This is a genomic window from Trinickia sp., from assembly GCF_051953405.1.
Classification (GTDB): domain Bacteria; phylum Pseudomonadota; class Gammaproteobacteria; order Burkholderiales; family Burkholderiaceae; genus Trinickia.
Genome location: NZ_JBQCIV010000022.1, coordinates 13,071 through 29,766, shown reverse-complemented (window position 1 = coordinate 29,766; position 16,696 = coordinate 13,071). Strand labels below are relative to the sequence as shown.

The following is a 16,696-nucleotide window of genomic DNA, read 5'->3' as shown; positions in this document are numbered from 1 at the left end:
CGAGTTTTCACGACCACACCACTAGGGGTTAAATCCATGAAATTGATGCAAACCGCGTTCGCTGGCTTGGCCGGCGTGCTTTTCGCCGTTTCCGCGCAAGCCGCCGACATCACCGGCGCGGGCAGCACGTTCGCCGCTCCGCTCTACACGAAGTGGGCCGACTCGTACGTCAAGTCGGGTGGCGGCAAGGTGAACTATCAAGGCATCGGTTCCGCCGGCGGTATCAAGCAGATCGAAGCCAAGACGGTCGATTTCGCCGGTTCGGATATGCCGCTCAAGGACGACGAACTCGCCAAGCAAGGTCTGTTTCAATTCCCGACGGTGGTCGGCGGCGTCGTGCCCGCGATCAACCTGCCGGGCGTGAAGGCCGGTGAGCTGACGCTCTCGGGCGAAGTGCTGGCCGATATTTACCTGAACAAGATCACGAAGTGGAACGACCCGGCTATCGCCAAGCTGAACCCGGGCGTGAAGCTGCCGGACACGGCGATTGCCGTGGTGCGCCGTGCCGACGGTTCCGGTACGACGTTCATTTGGTCGGATTACCTCTCGAAGGTGAGCCCGGAGTGGAAGTCGAAGATTGGCGAAGGCACGACGGTCAACTGGCCGACGGGCACGGGCGGCAAGGGTAACGACGGCGTCGCCGCGTTCATCCAACGTTTGCCGGGCGCGATCGGCTATGTCGAGTGGGCCTACGTGAAGCAAAACCACATGGTCTTCACGAAGATGGTCAACCGCGACGGTAAGGTCGTGACGCCGGATACGGCGACGTTCGCCGCCGCCGCGAAGGGTGCCGAGTGGAACAAGTCGTTCTACCAAATCCTGACGAACGAGCCGGGCGCGCAAGCGTGGCCGATCGTCGGCGCGACGTTCGTGCTCGTGCACAAGACGCAAGACAAGGCAGCGGAAGGCGCGGAAACGCTGAAGTTCTTCGGCTGGGGCTTCAAGAACGGCGCCGATGCCGTGAACTCGCTCGACTACATCCCGCTGCCGGCTTCGGTGACGGCCGAGATCGAGAAGCAGTGGAAGGCGAACGTGAAGGACGCCTCGGGCAAAGCAGTCGCCGAGTAAGCGCTCGCAGAAGTCAGTAGTACGCTAGGTCGTAATAGGTCGTAATGGCCCGGCAAGGCGAAACGCCTTGCCGGGCATCGCCATCGCCTGCATCCATCCCGGGTGCGGCAACAGCAAACGGGTTCACATGTCCGACACTCGACTCATGTCGATGGCCCCAGCCGAACACGCGCAGCGCGCGCCGAGCAAACTCGGCGACCGCGTCTTCGGCACTCTGGCGTGCCTCGCGGCAATCGTCACGTTGTTGCTGCTCGGCGGCATCATCGTGTCCCTCATCTTCGAATCCTGGCCAACGATCCATAAATTCGGATTCCACTTTCTGTGGAGCGCCGAATGGGATCCGCCCAACAATCAGTACGGTGCGCTCGTACCCGTGTACGGTACGCTGGCGACCTCCATCATTGCACTCATCATCGCGGTGCCCGTTAGCTTCGGCATCGCGCTCTTTTTGACGGAGCTTTCTCCCGCTTGGCTGCGCCGCCCGCTCGGCATCGCCATCGAGTTGCTGGCCGCGATTCCCTCGATCGTCTACGGCATGTGGGGCTTGCTCGTGTTCTCGCCGATCTTCGCCACCTACTTCGAACAGCCGCTCGGTAATGTGCTCGGCTCGATGCCGATCATCGGCGCGCTGTTCCAAGGCCCGCCGATCGGTATCGGTATCCTGTGCGCCGGCGTGATCTTGGCGATCATGATCATCCCGTACATCGCCTCGGTCATGCGCGATGTGTTCGAAATCACGCCCGTGCTGCTGAAGGAATCGGCCTATGGGATCGGTTGCACGACGTGGGAAGTCATGTGGAAGATCGTGTTGCCGTTCACGAAGAATGGAGTGATCGGCGGCATCATGCTCGGCCTGGGCCGCGCGCTCGGCGAAACCATGGCCGTCACGTTCGTCATCGGCAATACGAATTTGCTCAGCAACGTCTCGCTGTTTTCGCCGGGCAACAGCATTACGTCGGCCCTCGCGAACGAGTTCGCGGAAGCGGACGTAGGCTTGCACACGTCGGCGCTGATGGAACTCGGTTTGATCCTATTCGTCATCACATTCATCGTGCTTGCGATCTCCAAGGTCATGCTGCTTCGCCTCGAACGAGCAGAGGGGGCGAAATGAGCCGGCCTTCGATGCAACTCCCAGGCTCCGCGGCCCCCGAAGTGCTGGCGGCGACGCGCGATCGCTTGCAACGCCGCAGGCGCATCGTCAACGCGATTGCGCTGACGCTTTCGCTGGCCGCCATGGCGTTCGGGCTGGTTTGGCTCATCTGGATTCTCTATACGACGCTCAGCCTCGGTGTCGGCGGATTGTCGTTGTCGCTGTTCACGCAATCGACGCCGCCTCCGAACACCGATGGCGGCGGCTTGGCCAACGCCATCGTCGGCTCGCTCTTGCTCGTGGGTGCGGCCACATTGGTCGGCACGCCGATCGGCGTGCTCGCCGGCGTTTATCTGGCCGAGTACGGCCGTAAGGGATGGTTCGCCAACGTCACGCGCTTCATCAACGACATCTTGCTGTCGGCGCCGTCGATCGTGGTTGGCTTGTTCGTCTACGCGTTGATCGTCGCCAAAATGGGGCACTTCTCGGGCTGGGCTGGCGTGATTTCGCTCGCGCTGCTGCAGATTCCGATCGTGATCCGCACGACCGAGAACATGCTCAAGCTCGTGCCCAACGCGCTGCGCGAGGCGGCATTCGCGCTTGGCGTGCCGAAGTGGAAGATGATCCTCTCGATTACGTTGAAAGCCTCGATTGCCGGCGTCGTGACGGGCGTGTTGCTCGGGATTGCCCGGATCGCGGGCGAAACGGCGCCCTTGCTGTTCACGGCCTTGTCGAACCAGTTCTTCTCGGTCGACATGAATCAGCCGATGGCGAATCTGCCGGTTACGATTTACAAGTTTGCTATGAGTCCGTTCCCGCAGTGGCAATCGCTCGCGTGGGCCGGCGTGTTTCTCATTACCCTCGGCGTGCTCGGACTCACCATCCTCGCGCGTGTGTTGTTCGGCAAGAAATAGGCCACGGAGCGCCCTATGAATATGGCTGAGAGTCACCTTTCCCAAGCTGAGCGCCCCGCGGTGCCCGCCGGTTTCCAGCCGGCGCAAGGCGACCGCCCGCTTGCGCCGCTTACGCCGAAGATCGAAGTGAAGAACCTGAACTTCTTCTACGGTAAGTATCACGCGCTGAAGAACATCAACTTGAACATTCCCGAAGGCAAGGTGACGGCGTTCATCGGCCCGTCGGGTTGCGGCAAGTCGACGCTTTTGCGGACGTTCAACAAGATGTTCGCCCTCTATCCCGAGCAGCGCGCCGAAGGCGCGATCATGATGGACGGCGAGAACCTGCTGACGACGAATCGCGATATTTCGCTGCTGCGCGCGCGCGTCGGCATGGTGTTCCAGAAACCGACGCCATTTCCGATGTCGATCTACGACAACATCGCGTTCGGCGTGAAGATGTTCGAAAAGCTCTCGCGTTCGGAGATGGACGACCGCGTCGAATGGGCGCTCACGAAAGCGGCTTTATGGACCGAAGTAAAGGACAAGCTGCATCAGAGCGGCTACGGTCTGTCCGGCGGCCAGCAACAGCGCCTGTGCATCGCGCGCGGCATCGCGATCCGCCCTGAAGTGCTGCTGCTTGACGAGCCGTGCTCGGCGCTCGACCCGATTTCGACGGGCCGCGTGGAAGAACTCATCGCCGAACTTAAAAACGATTACACGGTGGTGATCGTGACGCACAATATGCAACAGGCGGCGCGTTGCTCCGACTACACGGGCTACATGTATCTCGGCGAGTTGATCGAATTCGGCGATACCGAGAAAATCTTCATCAAGCCGGTCCGCAAGGAAACCGAAGATTACATCACCGGCCGATTCGGCTAAGGGGGTAGCGATGTCGGACAAGCATCTTTCGAGCCAATTCGACGCGGATCTGAACCTCGTCTCGTCGAAGGTATTGGAAATGGGCGGCCTGGTGGAAGCGCAGATCACGCGCGCGATGCAGGCTCTGAACGATTTCGACGCAGCCGTCGCCGATCAGGTGCTGGCGGCCGAGGAAACCGTCAACACGATGGAAGTCGAGATCGACGAGGAGTGCAGCAACGTGATCGCCCGCCGGCAGCCTGCCGCGCGCGACTTGCGCTTGCTGCTGGCGATCTCGAAGACGATCACGAACCTCGAGCGCGCCGGCGACGAGGCCGAGAAGATTGCCAAGCGCGTGAAGCGTTTGATGGAAGACGGCAGCTCGCGCACGGTCAATATCGCCGAGATCAAGCTGTCGGGCGAGATGGCGGTGTCGATCCTGCGCCGCGCGCTGGATGCGTTCGCCCGCCTCGATACGGTGGCGGCCGCGCAGATCGTACGCGACGACAAGGCGATCGACGAGGAATTCCGCGCGTTCGTGCGCAAGCTCGTGACGTACATGATGGAAGACCCGCGCACGATTTCGGCGGGGCTCGAATATTTGACCATCGCGAAAGCGATCGAGCGTATCGGCGATCATGCCAAGAACATCGCCGAATTCATCATCTACATCGTGAAGGGGACCGACGTGCGCCACAAGTCGCGCGACGCCCTGGAACGTGAAGCCCTTAGTTAATCGTATCAAGAGGTAGGTGACGATGCCGAGCAGCATTCTCATCATCGAAGATGAGCCCGCCATTTCCGAACTGATTTCCGTCAACCTGCAGCACGCCGGGCATTGCCCGATCCGCGCCTACAACGCGGAGCAGGCACAGGCGCTGATCAGCGACGTGCTGCCCGATCTCGTGTTGCTGGACTGGATGTTGCCGGGCAAGTCGGGCATCGCGTTCGCGCGCGATTTGCGCAACAACGAGCGCACGAAGCACATTCCGATCATCATGCTGACCGCGCGCGGCGACGAGCAAGACAAGGTGCTCGGGCTCGAAATCGGTGCGGACGATTATGTGACGAAGCCGTTTTCGCCGAAGGAGCTGATGGCTCGCATCAAGGCGGTCCTGCGCCGGCGCGCGCCGCAGTTGACCGAGGACGTAGTGGCGATTAACGGGCTCAAGCTCGATCCGGCAACGCACCGCGTCGCGGCGCATGGGTCCGGCAACGAGATCAAGCTCGATCTCGGCCCGACCGAGTTCCGGCTGTTGCACTTCTTCATGACGCACCCGGAGCGTGTGCACAGCCGCACGCAACTGCTCGATCAGGTGTGGGGCGATCACGTGTTCGTCGAGGAGCGCACGGTCGACGTGCACATCAAGCGATTGCGTGCCGCGCTCAAGCCGGCGGGGTGCGATGCTATGATCGAAACGGTGCGCGGCAGCGGGTATCGGCTCGCCAAGAGCGCCTAAGCCGGGCTCGAGCCAGGCCCGAGCTTGGGTTCGAGCCGAATGGGGTGCATGGCTCTCGTGCCGCGCGGGGTGGATGTCGCATTGCGGCATCCGACGCGGCAACGTATGAGCGTTCCGTCAGCACACAATTACTAGCCTCATGAACATCATTTGGGCGCGCTCGATCGTATCGCTCTTGCTGCTTGCGCTCATCTGCGCGGCGATCGCCGCCGTGACGAGCGTACGCACGGCGTTATTCTTCGCGGTTGCCGCGCTGATCGTGCAAAGCCTGTTTGCGACGTATCACACGCAGCGCCTGTGGCGCCTGCTCGATGCGCCCGTTTATGGCGAGGTGCCCAGCGCGCCCGGCATCTGGGGCGAAATCTATTACCGGCTGCATAAACTCGCCAAGCGCTGGCATGCGCAGGTGCGGCAAGTGGAGCAGCAGCATTCGCGCTTCATTCAAGCGATTCAAGCCTCGCCGAACGGCGTGGCGATGCTCGACGATCACGATCAAATCGAATGGTGCAATGCGATCGCCGAGGAACACTTCGGGCTCGATGCCAAGCGCGATTTACGCCAGCACATTACGCACCTCGTCCGGCATCCCGATTTCGTGCGGTATCTGAATTCGCACGAGTACGATCAGATGCTCGTCATGCGCGGCATGGGCGAGAAACGGCAGAACGTGCTCTCCGTGCAAGCGTTCCCCTACGGCGAAAATCGCAAGCTCGTGCTCTCGGCCGACATCACCGAACTGGAACGCACCGATGCCATGCGGCGCGATTTCGTCGCCAACGTGTCGCACGAATTGAAAACGCCGCTCACGGTGCTCTCGGGCTTTCTCGAAACGATGCGCGAGTTGCCGCTCGATCAGGCCGATCGCGAACGCTACTTGGAGTTGATGGACCAGCAAGCCTCGCGCATGCGCAATATCGTCGACGATTTGCTCGTGCTCGCCAAACTCGAGGGCAATGTCATGCCGCCGAGCGACCAGGCGATCGACATGCGCGCGGTGGTGTCGCACATTCGCGAGGATGCCGCGACCTTGTCGAGCGGTCGCCATCGGATTGCGATTGCGGCGGATGACGATCTGACCGTGACCGGCGTCGAGACCGAAGTGCTCAGCGCGCTCGGCAATCTCGTCACGAACGCGATCCGATATACCCCCGACGGCGGGTCGATCGATGTGCTCTGGAAGCAAGTGGGCCGGGAAGCCGTGTTCTCGGTGACCGACACGGGCTTCGGTATTCCCGCCGCCGACATCCCGCGTTTGACCGAACGCTTTTACCGCGTGGATCGCAGCCGCTCGCGCGATACGGGCGGCACGGGCTTAGGGCTTGCCATCGTCAAGCACGTGCTGCAAAGGCACGATGCGACGCTCGAAGTGAAGAGCGAAGAGGGCAAAGGCAGCACGTTCAGCGTGCGCTTTCCCGCGCAGCGTACGATGCGTCGGCAACCGGCGCACGCCTGATCGCGCCGCGAGCAGGCGCGGCGCAACGGCCGCGCTGCTCGGCTTCGCGCGGCGCCGTACGATTGAGCGCCGCGGCCGGCGTTAGCCGGAAACCGGCCCGATCAGCAGCCGAACTTGGTGAGCAGGCTGATTTGCGCGTTGCGCGAACGCTTGGCTGGGCGGCTGCGGCGATAATGCCCGTCGCTTTGCATGACCCAAGCCGATTGATTGTCGCCGAGCAAGGCCGAAAGCCCTTCCGCGATGACGCGCCGCTTCAGGCGGCGATCCTTGATCGGGAATGCGACTTCCACGCGGCGGAAGAAGTTGCGATCCATCCAATCGGCACTGGACAAGTACACGCGCTCTTCGCCGCCCGCGAAGAAATAGAAGATCCGATGATGCTCGAGAAAGCGGCCGACGATGGAGCGCACGGAGATGTTTTCGGATAGGCCTTCGACGCCCGGCTGCAGCGAACATACGCCACGCACGATCAAGTCGATCTTTACGCCGGCTTGCGAGGCTTCGTACAGTTCGGCGATCACCGTGGGTTCGAGCAGCGCGTTCATCTTCGCGACGATGCGCGCCTTCTTGCCGGCGCGCGCATGTTCGGCTTCGGCGCGGATCGCCTCGACGAGTTTCGGATGCAGCGTGAACGGCGATTGCCAGAGATCGTGCAGCTTCAGTTCGCCACCGATGCCGGTGAGCTGCTGAAAGACGTGGTGAACGTCTTCGCACATGCGCTGATCGGCCGTGAGCAACCCGAAGTCGGTGTACAAGCGCGCGGTGCGCGGATGATAGTTGCCGGTACCGAGGTGCGCATAGCGCTTGAGGATCGACTTGCCGTTATGCGTCGTGCGGCGCACGATCAGCATCATCTTCGCATGGCACTTGTGGCCGACCACGCCGTACACGACATGCGCGCCCACGGCTTCGAGCTGCGACGCCCAATTGATGTTCGTCTCTTCGTCGAAGCGCGCGAGCAATTCGACTACGACCGTGACTTCCTTGCCGTTGCGTGCCGCCTGCATGAGCGCGTCCATCAACGGGGAGTCGGTGCCCGTACGATAGATAGTCTGCTTGATGGCGACGACGTTTGGGTCTTGCGCCGCCTGCAACAGCAGCTCGAGCACGGGCTGGAAGCTTTCGTACGGATGGTGCAGCAGGACGTCGCCTTGATCGAGCGTCTCGAACAGATTCGCCGCGTTGGCGAGCGTGGGCGGCGTCGCGGGCACGTGCGGAACGAACTTCAGATCGGGGCGATCGACGAGTTCGGGCAACTGCATGAGCCGCACGAGATTGACCGAGCCCTCTACGCGGTAGCAGTCCTTCTCGTTCAAGCCGCTTTCGTCGAGCAGACGGCGCACGAGGTGCGCCGGCGTGTCGGCCGACACTTCCAGGCGCACGGCGTTGCCGAGATGGCGCGCGGGTAGCTCGCCTTGCAGCGCGACGCGCAGATTGGTGATTTCGTCTTCGTCGACGAACAGATCGCTATTGCGCGTGATCCGGAATTGATTGCAACTGCGGATGACGAGGTTGGGGAACAGCTCCTGAACGAAGCGCTGCATGAACGAGCTGAGCAGCACGAAGCCATAGGCGAAGCCCGAGAGTTCCTGCGGCATGTGCACGAGGCGCGGCAGCGCGCGCGGCGCTTGTACGATCCCCATGACGGCCTGCCGGCCGAACGCGTCCTTGCCTTCCAGTTCGACCACGAAGTTCAAGCTCTTGTTGAGCACGCGCGGGAATGGATGAGCGGGATCGAGCCCGATCGGCGTCAGGACGGGCAGCAGTTCGTCGACGAAGTACTGGCGCGCCCACTCGGTTTGCTCATCCGTCCACGTATCCCAGCTGTGAAAGTAGATGCCCTCTTGTTCGAGCGCCGGCAGGACCGTTTCGTGCAGCATCGCGTACTGCCGATGGACGAGCTTGTGCGCGCGCTCCACGACGAGATCGTAGACATGCTGCAGCGACATGCCGTCCGGGGCGAGCGTGCCCGGGTTGTCGCGCATCTGTTCTTGCAGCCCCGCCATGCGGATCTCGAAGAACTCGTCGAGATTACTGCTGGTGATGCAGATGAAGCGCAGCCGCTCGAGCAGCGGGACCGATGGATCGGCCGCCTGCGCCAGCACGCGCTCGTTGAAACCCAGGATGCCTAATTCACGATTCAGGAGGGGATAGCGCAGCGACATCGGCAACGAAAGATGAGAGGGGTCGGATGAGGGAACGAACGGGCGCTCGGACATTCTCATAGTTCGATGTCATTTCGATGAAAAGTCATACTGTCGGTCATTCTACGGATTTTGGTATGACTTTGGGCACCGTGAAAGCGGGTAGCCTCGGGCGCCGAGACGGATGCGCCGCGACGGTCGTCAAGCGCGAGCCCACATTCGTGCACCGATGGGAAATACTATGCGCTTAAAATGGCGTCTTTGAACAGTGACGCGCGTGCCGGGCGAGTCTCCTCCGGCTAGTGGTACGCGCGAACGGGAGCCTTCTTTCCTAATGCCCAATACCCCGCACCTTCTCGCCTCGGTCGACCTCGGCTCGAACAGCTTCCGGCTCATCGTGGGCCGTGTCGAGGAAACGTCTGCCGGCGCGCAGATCTATCAGGTCGATGCGCTGCGCGAACCCGTGCGGCTCGCCGCGGGGCTCTCGGCGGACAAGATGCTCGATCGCGCTTCGCAAGTGCGCGCCTGGGATGCGCTCAAGCGCTTCGGGGAGCGGCTGCGCGATTTCCACCCGGATCACGTGCGTGCCGTCGCCACCAATACGCTGCGCGTCGCCAAGAATGCGCCCGAGTTTTTAGTCGAAGCGCAAACGGCGCTCGGGTTTCCGATCGAAGTCATCGCGGGACGCGAAGAGGCTCGGCTCATTTACGCCGGCGCGGCACATTCGGTGCCGGCGATCTCGGGCAAGCGGCTCGTTGTCGATATCGGCGGCGGCTCGACCGAATTCATCATCGGCCAGCATTACACGCCGCTCGTCATGGAAAGCCTGTATATCGGCTGCGTGAGCCATAGCCGGGCGTTCTTCCCGGCCGGCAACGTCGACGAATACACGATGCGCCAAGCGGAACTCGCGGCCAAGCGCGAGATTCAGATCATTTCTCGCGAGTACAAGCAGGCCGGCTGGGACCAAGCGATCGGCTCCTCGGGCACGGCTCGGGCGCTGGCCGAACTCGTCGAGGCGAACGGCTTCAACGACCCCGGCATCACGCACGGTATTTCGCGCGGCGGCCTCGAACGGCTCAAGCGCGCGCTCATTAAGGCCGAGAACGTCAATCGCCTCAAGCTTGTCGCGCTCAAGCCCGATCGCATCCCCGTGTTGGCCGGCGGCTTGTCGATCATGCTGGCCGTCTTCGAAGAGCTGGGCATCGATTACGTCGATACGACCGACGGCGCGTTGCGCTTGGGGGTGCTTTACGACCTGCTGGGCCGTACCCAGCACGAAGACATGCGCGCCGTGACCGTCGAAGGTTTCATGCGCCGCTATGGCGTCGATCGCGCGCAAGCGGAGCGCATCGGCGAGTTGGCGATCGGCTTCTTCGACCAACTCGGCGAGCCCGACACGGAGCGCTTGGAAGAGGGCCGCACGTTTCTCGGCTGGGCGGCCGCGTTGCACGAGATCGGGTTGTCGATCTCGCATAGCGCGTATCACAAGCATTCGGCTTACATCGCGAGCAACGCCGATATGCCGGGCTTTTCGCGCACCGACCAAGCTCGGCTCGCCGCGCTCGTGCTCGGCCACGCGGGCAAGCTCGGCAAGCTGGCGCAGACGCGCGAAGTGGAATGGCCGCTGCTGTTTTGCCTGCGGCTCGCGGCGCTGCTTTGCCGCCGGCGAACCGACGTGGGGCTGCCCGGCATCCGGGTGGCGAAGTCGAACGGCGGATACGAGGTGCGTTTGCCGAACGAATGGGTGGCGGGCAATCCGCTTACCGATTACAGCTTGATCCAGGAAGCGGCCGAGTGGGAGAAGGTCGGCAAGCGCTATCGGGTCGTGTACACCGACGAATAGGCAGGTGCCGGCCCGCTCGGCCACCGATGGCGGGCGGGGCAGGCAGGGGCATCGCCATCGTCTGCGCTACGTGCGCTACGTGCGCCATATGCAACGGCCCGTACGTTCGCTCTAGTCGAGCAAGCGTACGGGCCGTTCGTCCGTCCAGCGGCCGGTGCCCGCGAACGCGGGTGGCCGCAGGGGCGTTAGCCGAGGAAGTGGCGCGCGTAGCGGGCGTTGATGTCCGAAAGGCGGAACAGCGTGAGGAAATCGGCGCAGTTGAAATCGGGATCCCAGGCCGGAGCGCCGCAAATCTTCGCACCGAGGCGCAGATAGCCCTTGACGAGCGGCGGCGGCGCGACGCGGGCACCGGTGCGCAGCTCTTCGACGGGCAGCGGCGTATGCGCGAAGGCGCGATATTCCGGGCTCGTGAGTGCGTTCTCGCGCAGCGATTCGTACAGGTTGGCGGCGAAATGTCCGCCGTCGGCCATGGGTACGCTGGCGCAGCCGAGCATCGTTTCGTAGCCGTTTTGCATCATGTACGTGCCGAGTCCGCCCCAAAGGGACATGATGACCGAGCCGCTCCGATAATCGGCGTGCACGCACGAGCGGCCCACCTCTACCATCTTGGCGCGCAGATGCTCGAGGCGCGACAGGTCGAATTCGCCCTCGGCGTACAGGCGGCCGATGCGGGCGGCTTGGTGCGGCGGCAGGACGCGGTAGGTCCCGACCACTTTCAGCGTTTCGAGGTCGCGCACGAGCAGGTGATCGCAATAGCCGTCGAACACGTCGACATCGAGGCCGGCGGGGCCCGACACGCTCGCGCCCATTTCTTCGGCGAAGACGCGGTAGCGCAGGCGCTGGGCCTCGCGAAGTTCCTCGTCGGTGCGCGCCCAAGCCACTTGCAGTCGATGCTCTTGCGTGATCGTTTCTTTCTCGCGCGGCAGCCGGCGACGCGAATCGAGCGGGATCGAAGCGAGGGGCAGGGTGGGCGTCGGCAGATCTCGCATAGGGGTTCCTGGTTCCGAATGACTATGAAAGGAATGCTGGTCTTTCGCCAATGTAGTAACGGTGCGTGACGGTTGCATGGCAAACGCGTGTCCTTACGATGACATGTCGCGCGGCAGACACGCGGCTTTCATCATGCCAGATCCGGCGAAAGGACCGCTCGCACGTGCGCACGCGCCGAGCTGCCGTTGGGCGCCTCGTTGCGTTCGCGGCTCGCGAGCCACCACACGGCGCCTTTCTTGATCGACCATTGCGCGGCCTCGCCGGCCACGAGTTGAGACACGACGAGCCCGAGCGTGGGTTGATGCCCGACGATGACGACCGTTCGCGCGATACCTTCCGGCCATCGTGCAGCCGCTAGCACCGCCTCGGGCGTCGCGCCGGGGCCGATGCTATCCACCGTGCGGTATTGGTCGGTTAGCGATTCGACGGTCTGCACCGTGCGCGCGGTGGGGCTCGCGAGAATGAGTGCGTCGGCGCCTAAGCGATGCCGCAGCCACTTCGCGACGGCTTGCGCCTGTTTGCGGCCCTGTGCGGTGAGTTGGCGGGCGGCATCGCTCGGCGCGGTGTCTTCGGCTTGCGCGTGACGCCAGAGAATCAAATCCATAGGGTTGCCTCCTATCGCGTTAGGCGCCGTTGCGCCACGGTGGTCGGGTTGGTTCGGTTCGGTTCTGGACGAATAGGCAAGAATCGGGCTCGCCGCGGCGATTCGCGGATCGATGCCCACTTTAAAGTGCGTTTCGATTGACTAAGATGTGTCCGCGCGGATAGAATCGCGGATTCGTCGGAGCGTAGCGCAGCCTGGTAGCGCATCTGATTTGGGATCAGAGGGTCGTAGGTTCGAATCCTATCGCTCCGACCAACGAATTCAAGGACTTACGGTGTTGTGCCGTAAGTCCTTTTTCGTGTGCGCTGCGTTTGACTCCAACAACCCGCCGAGCTAGGCCGCAGCCGCCGCGCTGCAGTGTCGCGCGCGTTTTGGCACCGTTTAGCGTCATGTTTGACACCCGCCCGACTCGCCCTTTCGCGGGGCGTTTGTCGCAGCAGGCAGCAAAAATGACGCCGCCCGAAGGCGGCCAAGGGCTGCGCGGCCTCAGTCGGACGGCGGTGACTCTTGCGTCACGGCAATAAAATCTTTGAGTTCCGGCTGCGTGGTGGCCAGCAAAAAGAGAGCGGTTCCACCGAGGCGTCGGGCGAACTCGTCGTCAAGCCTGAAGGAACGCGCCTCAAGCGGCCAAGGTACAACGAGTGCTCGGTCCTTTAGGGCTGCTACTGCGTCCCGGTCGACCGTACACGTTTCGATCTGCTGTCCTTCCTCGTCGTACGTAATCAGTACGCATCGTGGTCCTCGCTTGTTCATCCGAATCCCCTCAAACAGTTTGAATAGCGGCTCCTTGCACACACCCCACGACGATTTGTCCATTGCCGCATAGGCGCTGCACTCGGCCATATCAGCCTCGTACTGCATTTCGCACTCGGTTTCTTCCGCAGGGGTAAGAAACACGCCGGCATCTTGCTCAACGTCGCTGGCCGTGACTGACCTTCGGCATATGAGAACGGTTGTGCATCTCCGAGTGGCGTCGACGAATCGGCGTCCGGGGTCGCAGCGTCCCCCGAAGTTCGACTAACAAAATCCTCGAGGTAGGCGATCAGATCGTTAGCGCTCACTGAGTGGATACAGGGGTGTCGTCGGCCCCGACGCACTGATACCACCGCCGCTAGATTTGGCCGCGCGTTCGATCACGACCGCGACCATTGCCCGACCTCGGGCGCAGAGAACTTGTACGTCGGCGAAATGAGAAGGCCCCCGGCGTGAGACACCGTTATGTTCAGCTAAGTCGACGATCCGCCGAGCGACAACAACCTCCATAAAGCGGAAAGTTCCAGTCGTTCCATCTACCCGTGCGGATCGGACAAGCAGTTCCCGATCGACCGGACGATGGGCGATCCCGACCAGTTTGGCGTCACGAAGTGTTGAAGCGCGGCGGGATATTTCTGCCAGGCAGCGCGAGATAAATCCGCCGTTCTGCGCTTTCACTCGCTGCAACGAAATTCCGAGCAGACAAAAAACCGCCCGAAGGCGGCATGAGGCATCTACGGGCCAGCGCCGCGAAAACAATGCCATGTCAAACCCCTGCGTCTTACTTCTCCGTGGGTGTGACGCTGATGTATTGCTTTAGGTCGGGCTGGTGGACCGCCAACAAGTTAAACACTAGGCCACCAATTTTTCGCGCGAACTCGTCATCGAGCCGGAAATTTTCGTCTTCGAGCGGCCAGGGAACGACCATGGCCGCGTCGATCATCTTCGAGAGAGGTTGGCGATTGACGGTACAAACGTTAAGCGCTTGCGCGTCTTCGTCATAGGCGATGACGATACAGCGTGGCGTGCGTTGAGCAGTGTTAGTCAAGGACTCTTCCTTTTAAACAGTTGGCATATCGTTCCATTGATCGGCCGTGACAGATGTTCCATGTACCCGGTTTCGCTGCTTCCCATGCAGAGCATTCGTCAAGGTCCAAGTTGAGCCCGTGCTCGCATTCCGCCTCGATCTCTGGCGTCAGGAAGAATCCAGCATCCTGTTCAGCTTGTCCGGCGGGCAAGGCGTCCTCGCCATACTGAAGGGTTGCGCGTCTCCGAGAAGCGTTGATGGATCAGCGTCAGAGGCTACCGGTATCGTGCGGCCCTTGGCTTCCACTTTGTCCTTCAAGCGCAGGCTGCCACAGCGAAAGTCGACGTCTTCGCGCGGAGCGTCACGAGTTCGCCGCGCCGTGGGCCGTTGAGCGGCAGCCCTTGCAAATAGGTCGAGGCGACTGGCCTGGTCCGTCGTTACCGAAAAGTTGTCGATACGGCTCCCCGGCACCGTACTTCGATGCTCGAAGTCGTCAACGTTTCTTCGTGACCCGGCTCGCTCGATAAAAGGCGCCGTCCTGGTAGACCACGATGCCCTTGCCGCTACTGAACACATAGCCGCAAGGATCGGCATTGAGCACGAGCGTGCGGGCCGGAAGGTCTGCATCCTTGCGGCCCGCCTTGTATTCGCGAAGCAGGAGCGGGGTTGTATCCTGATCGGATGCCCGCATTTCATCGGCCTTACAATCGTCGCTTCCGATTTTTAGGCTGTCTTTTGTTATGACGACCTGCTGGCCAATGAGACGGCGCAACTCGTCATCGCTGACCGATACCTCGCTATAGCCAACAATGGAATCGACATGCCACACCCCGTAAAAGCTGGCGGCAGTGCTAGCCTTTGGCGAGGCGAATCCGCAGGCGCTGGTGGCAAGAAAACACGCTGCAAGCACGTACCGCTTCATTGGCCGGCCCCCTGGAACGGCGCGGATTCACGCGCTCGCCGCTGCACTAATCCGTGATTGAGCCTACCGGGGCCCGACACCCGTCCTCGATCGTCGTGCGGATGCTCGTATACGTACTGACGCATGTTGCGAGCTACAGAAGCCATATTTCCTTGATTTGCAGGAGACAGGGCGTGGTGCGCACCACCAGGGACGTTATAGGCAAAGCTGACGGCGGCATCGAATTGAGCTTGCGTGAGTTCATGATCCGTAACCGCACGACGAACGATGCGTTCCGCTCTGAGTACACCTTGATGGAGGCTACCCTGAATTAGCGCAGCACTTACCGGCTGGTTCAACTCCTGCGGCGTGCATGGCCCCATGTGAGCTAGTGTGCCGACTCCGTACGTACAGTTATTAGCGGTGTCGTTGTAGTACGTGTTGCGGACTCCCTCATTCGCTCGCAGGGCATGCACCCCTGCCAACGACAGATTCTTTGAGTCATTTGCACCCGCCTTCTTTTTATCGTGTGTCTTTGCCATTGTAGGTTCTCTCAATTCCTGGGCATGGAGGACGACGTCCCATCGCTCGATCTTGCAGCGGCAAAACGTCGGTCAGGCACCGAAGTTTACGAAGCGCGGGCTGCTCGCGCAACGAGCATAAGTGACAGGTCAATGCCACGCCCATGGGTAGGGCAGACCTGTCTGCATGCAACAGCCCGCCCTTTAAAGGTGACAACGCCTTGGCCGATAGCTGAAAGCGATTCGCGAAGGCTTACGGTTCGACGGCGACGTCTTGGTCCTCCCCCATTCCGTGAAGGCCACCCGGAAATATCACGACGACATCGCGCGGGTTATCCGCGCGATAGACGTTGGCAAAAATGGAGGTGGCCACGACTCCCGTTCCGCAGGGAAACTTCATGTCCCTGTCGACTTGTCCGCTCTTGATATTAACGAGGCGCAAACGGTCCATCGACAACGGACAGTCCTTGGAAGTCTCGTACACACCCAGCAAGAGATGCTTTTTCGTGCGATGCCACATGGGGACTTCCACCACACCGGTTACGCGAGGGGGCCCTAGCTCGGTATCGTTGAGACTGCCGACCTCTTGCAACACGATAGGCAGAACGTTCTTACCGTCGCGCCACTCGCCCGATGCCTCGTGACCGTCGATTTTCAATGCGATTGGGCAAGGAACGGGCCGCGCTGCCGAAGCGGCCGGTACTTTGGGCGAATCCGAGAAGGAATCCGGCTCTGTCGCTTCGCACAACTGCATCGTTCCATCGGGGCGACGCTTGCCCTGCAACGGAATGGGAACACGATGGGCATCGTAGTAATAACTGCCGTCGACGTGCCACTGGCCTGGGTCGTTGCGATCCGCGTCATCGAAGGTCTGTAAGGACAAGTGAATAGGCAGGTTGCCGATCGTGCCAGCATAGTTCTCGATCTCGTACCATCCGGCCTGGGCCGAGGAGGCCGCGGTTAAGGCAAATACGCATAAGGCGATGCAAGAGAGATTTCGTTTGCGCTTCATCGGTTGCTTTCAAGGGTTGCCAACGGTGACGGCCGCAAATTGTCGAGGATCGGCGTTGCGCTGCCGCACG

16 protein-coding genes and 1 tRNA gene are annotated in these 16,696 nt (G+C 61.6%); 9 read left to right on the top strand and 8 right to left on the bottom strand.

What is annotated here, in order from left to right:
* The first annotated feature begins 36 nt into the window (after nt 1-36).
* The 7 genes from pstS (at nt 37) to phoR (ending at nt 6,828) form a co-directional block, all read left to right on the top strand.
* Nucleotides 37-1,068, top strand: a complete 1,032-nt coding sequence (pstS, locus tag ACTHN9_RS04305) for a phosphate ABC transporter substrate-binding protein PstS (protein WP_440535512.1) — start codon at nt 37-39, stop codon at nt 1,066-1,068.
* A gap of 127 nt (nt 1,069-1,195) precedes the next feature.
* Nucleotides 1,196-2,179, top strand: a complete 984-nt coding sequence (pstC, locus tag ACTHN9_RS04300; RefSeq protein ID WP_440535511.1) for a phosphate ABC transporter permease PstC — start codon at nt 1,196-1,198, stop codon at nt 2,177-2,179.
* Entirely contained in the window at nt 2,176-3,072 is an 897-nt protein-coding gene (gene pstA / locus ACTHN9_RS04295; protein ID WP_440535510.1) for a phosphate ABC transporter permease PstA, read from the top strand. Before pstC ends, pstA begins: the two co-directional genes overlap by 4 nt.
* 15 nt (nt 3,073-3,087) lie before the next feature.
* Entirely contained in the window at nt 3,088-3,936 is an 849-nt protein-coding gene (pstB, locus tag ACTHN9_RS04290; protein ID WP_440535509.1) for a phosphate ABC transporter ATP-binding protein PstB, read from the top strand.
* Between the two features lie 10 nt (nt 3,937-3,946).
* A complete protein-coding gene (phoU, locus tag ACTHN9_RS04285) occupies nt 3,947-4,651 on the top strand; it encodes a phosphate signaling complex protein PhoU (RefSeq protein ID WP_440535508.1) in 705 nt (234 codons plus the stop codon).
* A 22-nt stretch (nt 4,652-4,673) separates the two neighbouring features.
* Nucleotides 4,674-5,375, top strand: coding sequence for a phosphate regulon transcriptional regulator PhoB (gene phoB / locus ACTHN9_RS04280; RefSeq protein WP_430364537.1), 702 nt, complete (start codon nt 4,674-4,676; stop codon nt 5,373-5,375).
* Between the two features lie 139 nt (nt 5,376-5,514).
* Complete coding sequence (gene phoR / locus ACTHN9_RS04275; RefSeq protein WP_440535507.1) at nt 5,515-6,828, top strand: phosphate regulon sensor histidine kinase PhoR; 1,314 nt, start codon at nt 5,515-5,517, stop codon at nt 6,826-6,828.
* Nucleotides 6,829-6,929: 101 nt separating this feature from the next.
* Here phoR and ppk1 read toward each other — a convergent pair whose 3' ends face one another.
* On the bottom strand, nt 6,930-8,993 hold the full coding sequence (gene ppk1 / locus ACTHN9_RS04270) for a polyphosphate kinase 1 (protein WP_440535523.1): 2,064 nt from the start codon (nt 8,991-8,993) through the stop codon (nt 6,930-6,932).
* A 313-nt stretch (nt 8,994-9,306) separates the two neighbouring features.
* Between ppk1 and ppx the strand changes: the two genes are divergently transcribed.
* Nucleotides 9,307-10,818: an exopolyphosphatase gene (gene ppx / locus ACTHN9_RS04265; RefSeq protein WP_440535506.1), complete on the top strand. Its 1,512-nt coding sequence runs from the start codon at nt 9,307-9,309 to the stop codon at nt 10,816-10,818.
* Between the two features lie 185 nt (nt 10,819-11,003).
* Here the strand turns inward: ppx and ACTHN9_RS04260 are convergent, their stop codons facing one another.
* Both ACTHN9_RS04260 and ACTHN9_RS04255 read right to left on the bottom strand, forming a co-directional pair.
* Nucleotides 11,004-11,807: a GNAT family N-acetyltransferase gene (locus ACTHN9_RS04260; RefSeq protein ID WP_440535505.1), complete on the bottom strand. Its 804-nt coding sequence runs from the start codon at nt 11,805-11,807 to the stop codon at nt 11,004-11,006.
* Nucleotides 11,808-11,938: 131 nt separating this feature from the next.
* Nucleotides 11,939-12,412, bottom strand: a complete 474-nt coding sequence (locus tag ACTHN9_RS04255) for a SixA phosphatase family protein (RefSeq protein WP_440535504.1) — start codon at nt 12,410-12,412, stop codon at nt 11,939-11,941.
* Between the two features lie 178 nt (nt 12,413-12,590).
* Here ACTHN9_RS04255 and ACTHN9_RS04250 point away from each other — a divergent pair.
* Nucleotides 12,591-12,667, top strand: a tRNA-Pro gene (locus ACTHN9_RS04250).
* Nucleotides 12,668-12,898: 231 nt separating this feature from the next.
* On the opposite strand, the gene ACTHN9_RS04245 is transcribed toward ACTHN9_RS04250, so the two are convergent.
* The 5 genes from ACTHN9_RS04245 to ACTHN9_RS04225 form a co-directional block, all read right to left on the bottom strand.
* Nucleotides 12,899-13,273: a hypothetical protein gene (locus ACTHN9_RS04245; protein WP_440535503.1), complete on the bottom strand. Its 375-nt coding sequence runs from the start codon at nt 13,271-13,273 to the stop codon at nt 12,899-12,901.
* 673 nt (nt 13,274-13,946) lie between these two features.
* Nucleotides 13,947-14,213: a hypothetical protein gene (locus ACTHN9_RS04240; RefSeq protein ID WP_440535502.1), complete on the bottom strand. Its 267-nt coding sequence runs from the start codon at nt 14,211-14,213 to the stop codon at nt 13,947-13,949.
* Between the two features lie 472 nt (nt 14,214-14,685).
* The gene (locus tag ACTHN9_RS04235) at nt 14,686-15,114 is read right to left on the bottom strand and encodes a hypothetical protein (protein WP_440535501.1); all 429 of its coding nucleotides are present in this window, start codon (nt 15,112-15,114) and stop codon (nt 14,686-14,688) included.
* The gene (locus tag ACTHN9_RS04230) at nt 15,111-15,635 is read right to left on the bottom strand and encodes a lysozyme (RefSeq protein WP_440535500.1); all 525 of its coding nucleotides are present in this window, start codon (nt 15,633-15,635) and stop codon (nt 15,111-15,113) included. Before ACTHN9_RS04230 ends, ACTHN9_RS04235 begins: the two co-directional genes overlap by 4 nt.
* A 232-nt stretch (nt 15,636-15,867) precedes the next feature.
* Nucleotides 15,868-16,626, bottom strand: coding sequence for a hypothetical protein (locus ACTHN9_RS04225; RefSeq protein ID WP_440535499.1), 759 nt, complete (start codon nt 16,624-16,626; stop codon nt 15,868-15,870).
* Nucleotides 16,627-16,696: the final 70 nt, after the last annotated feature.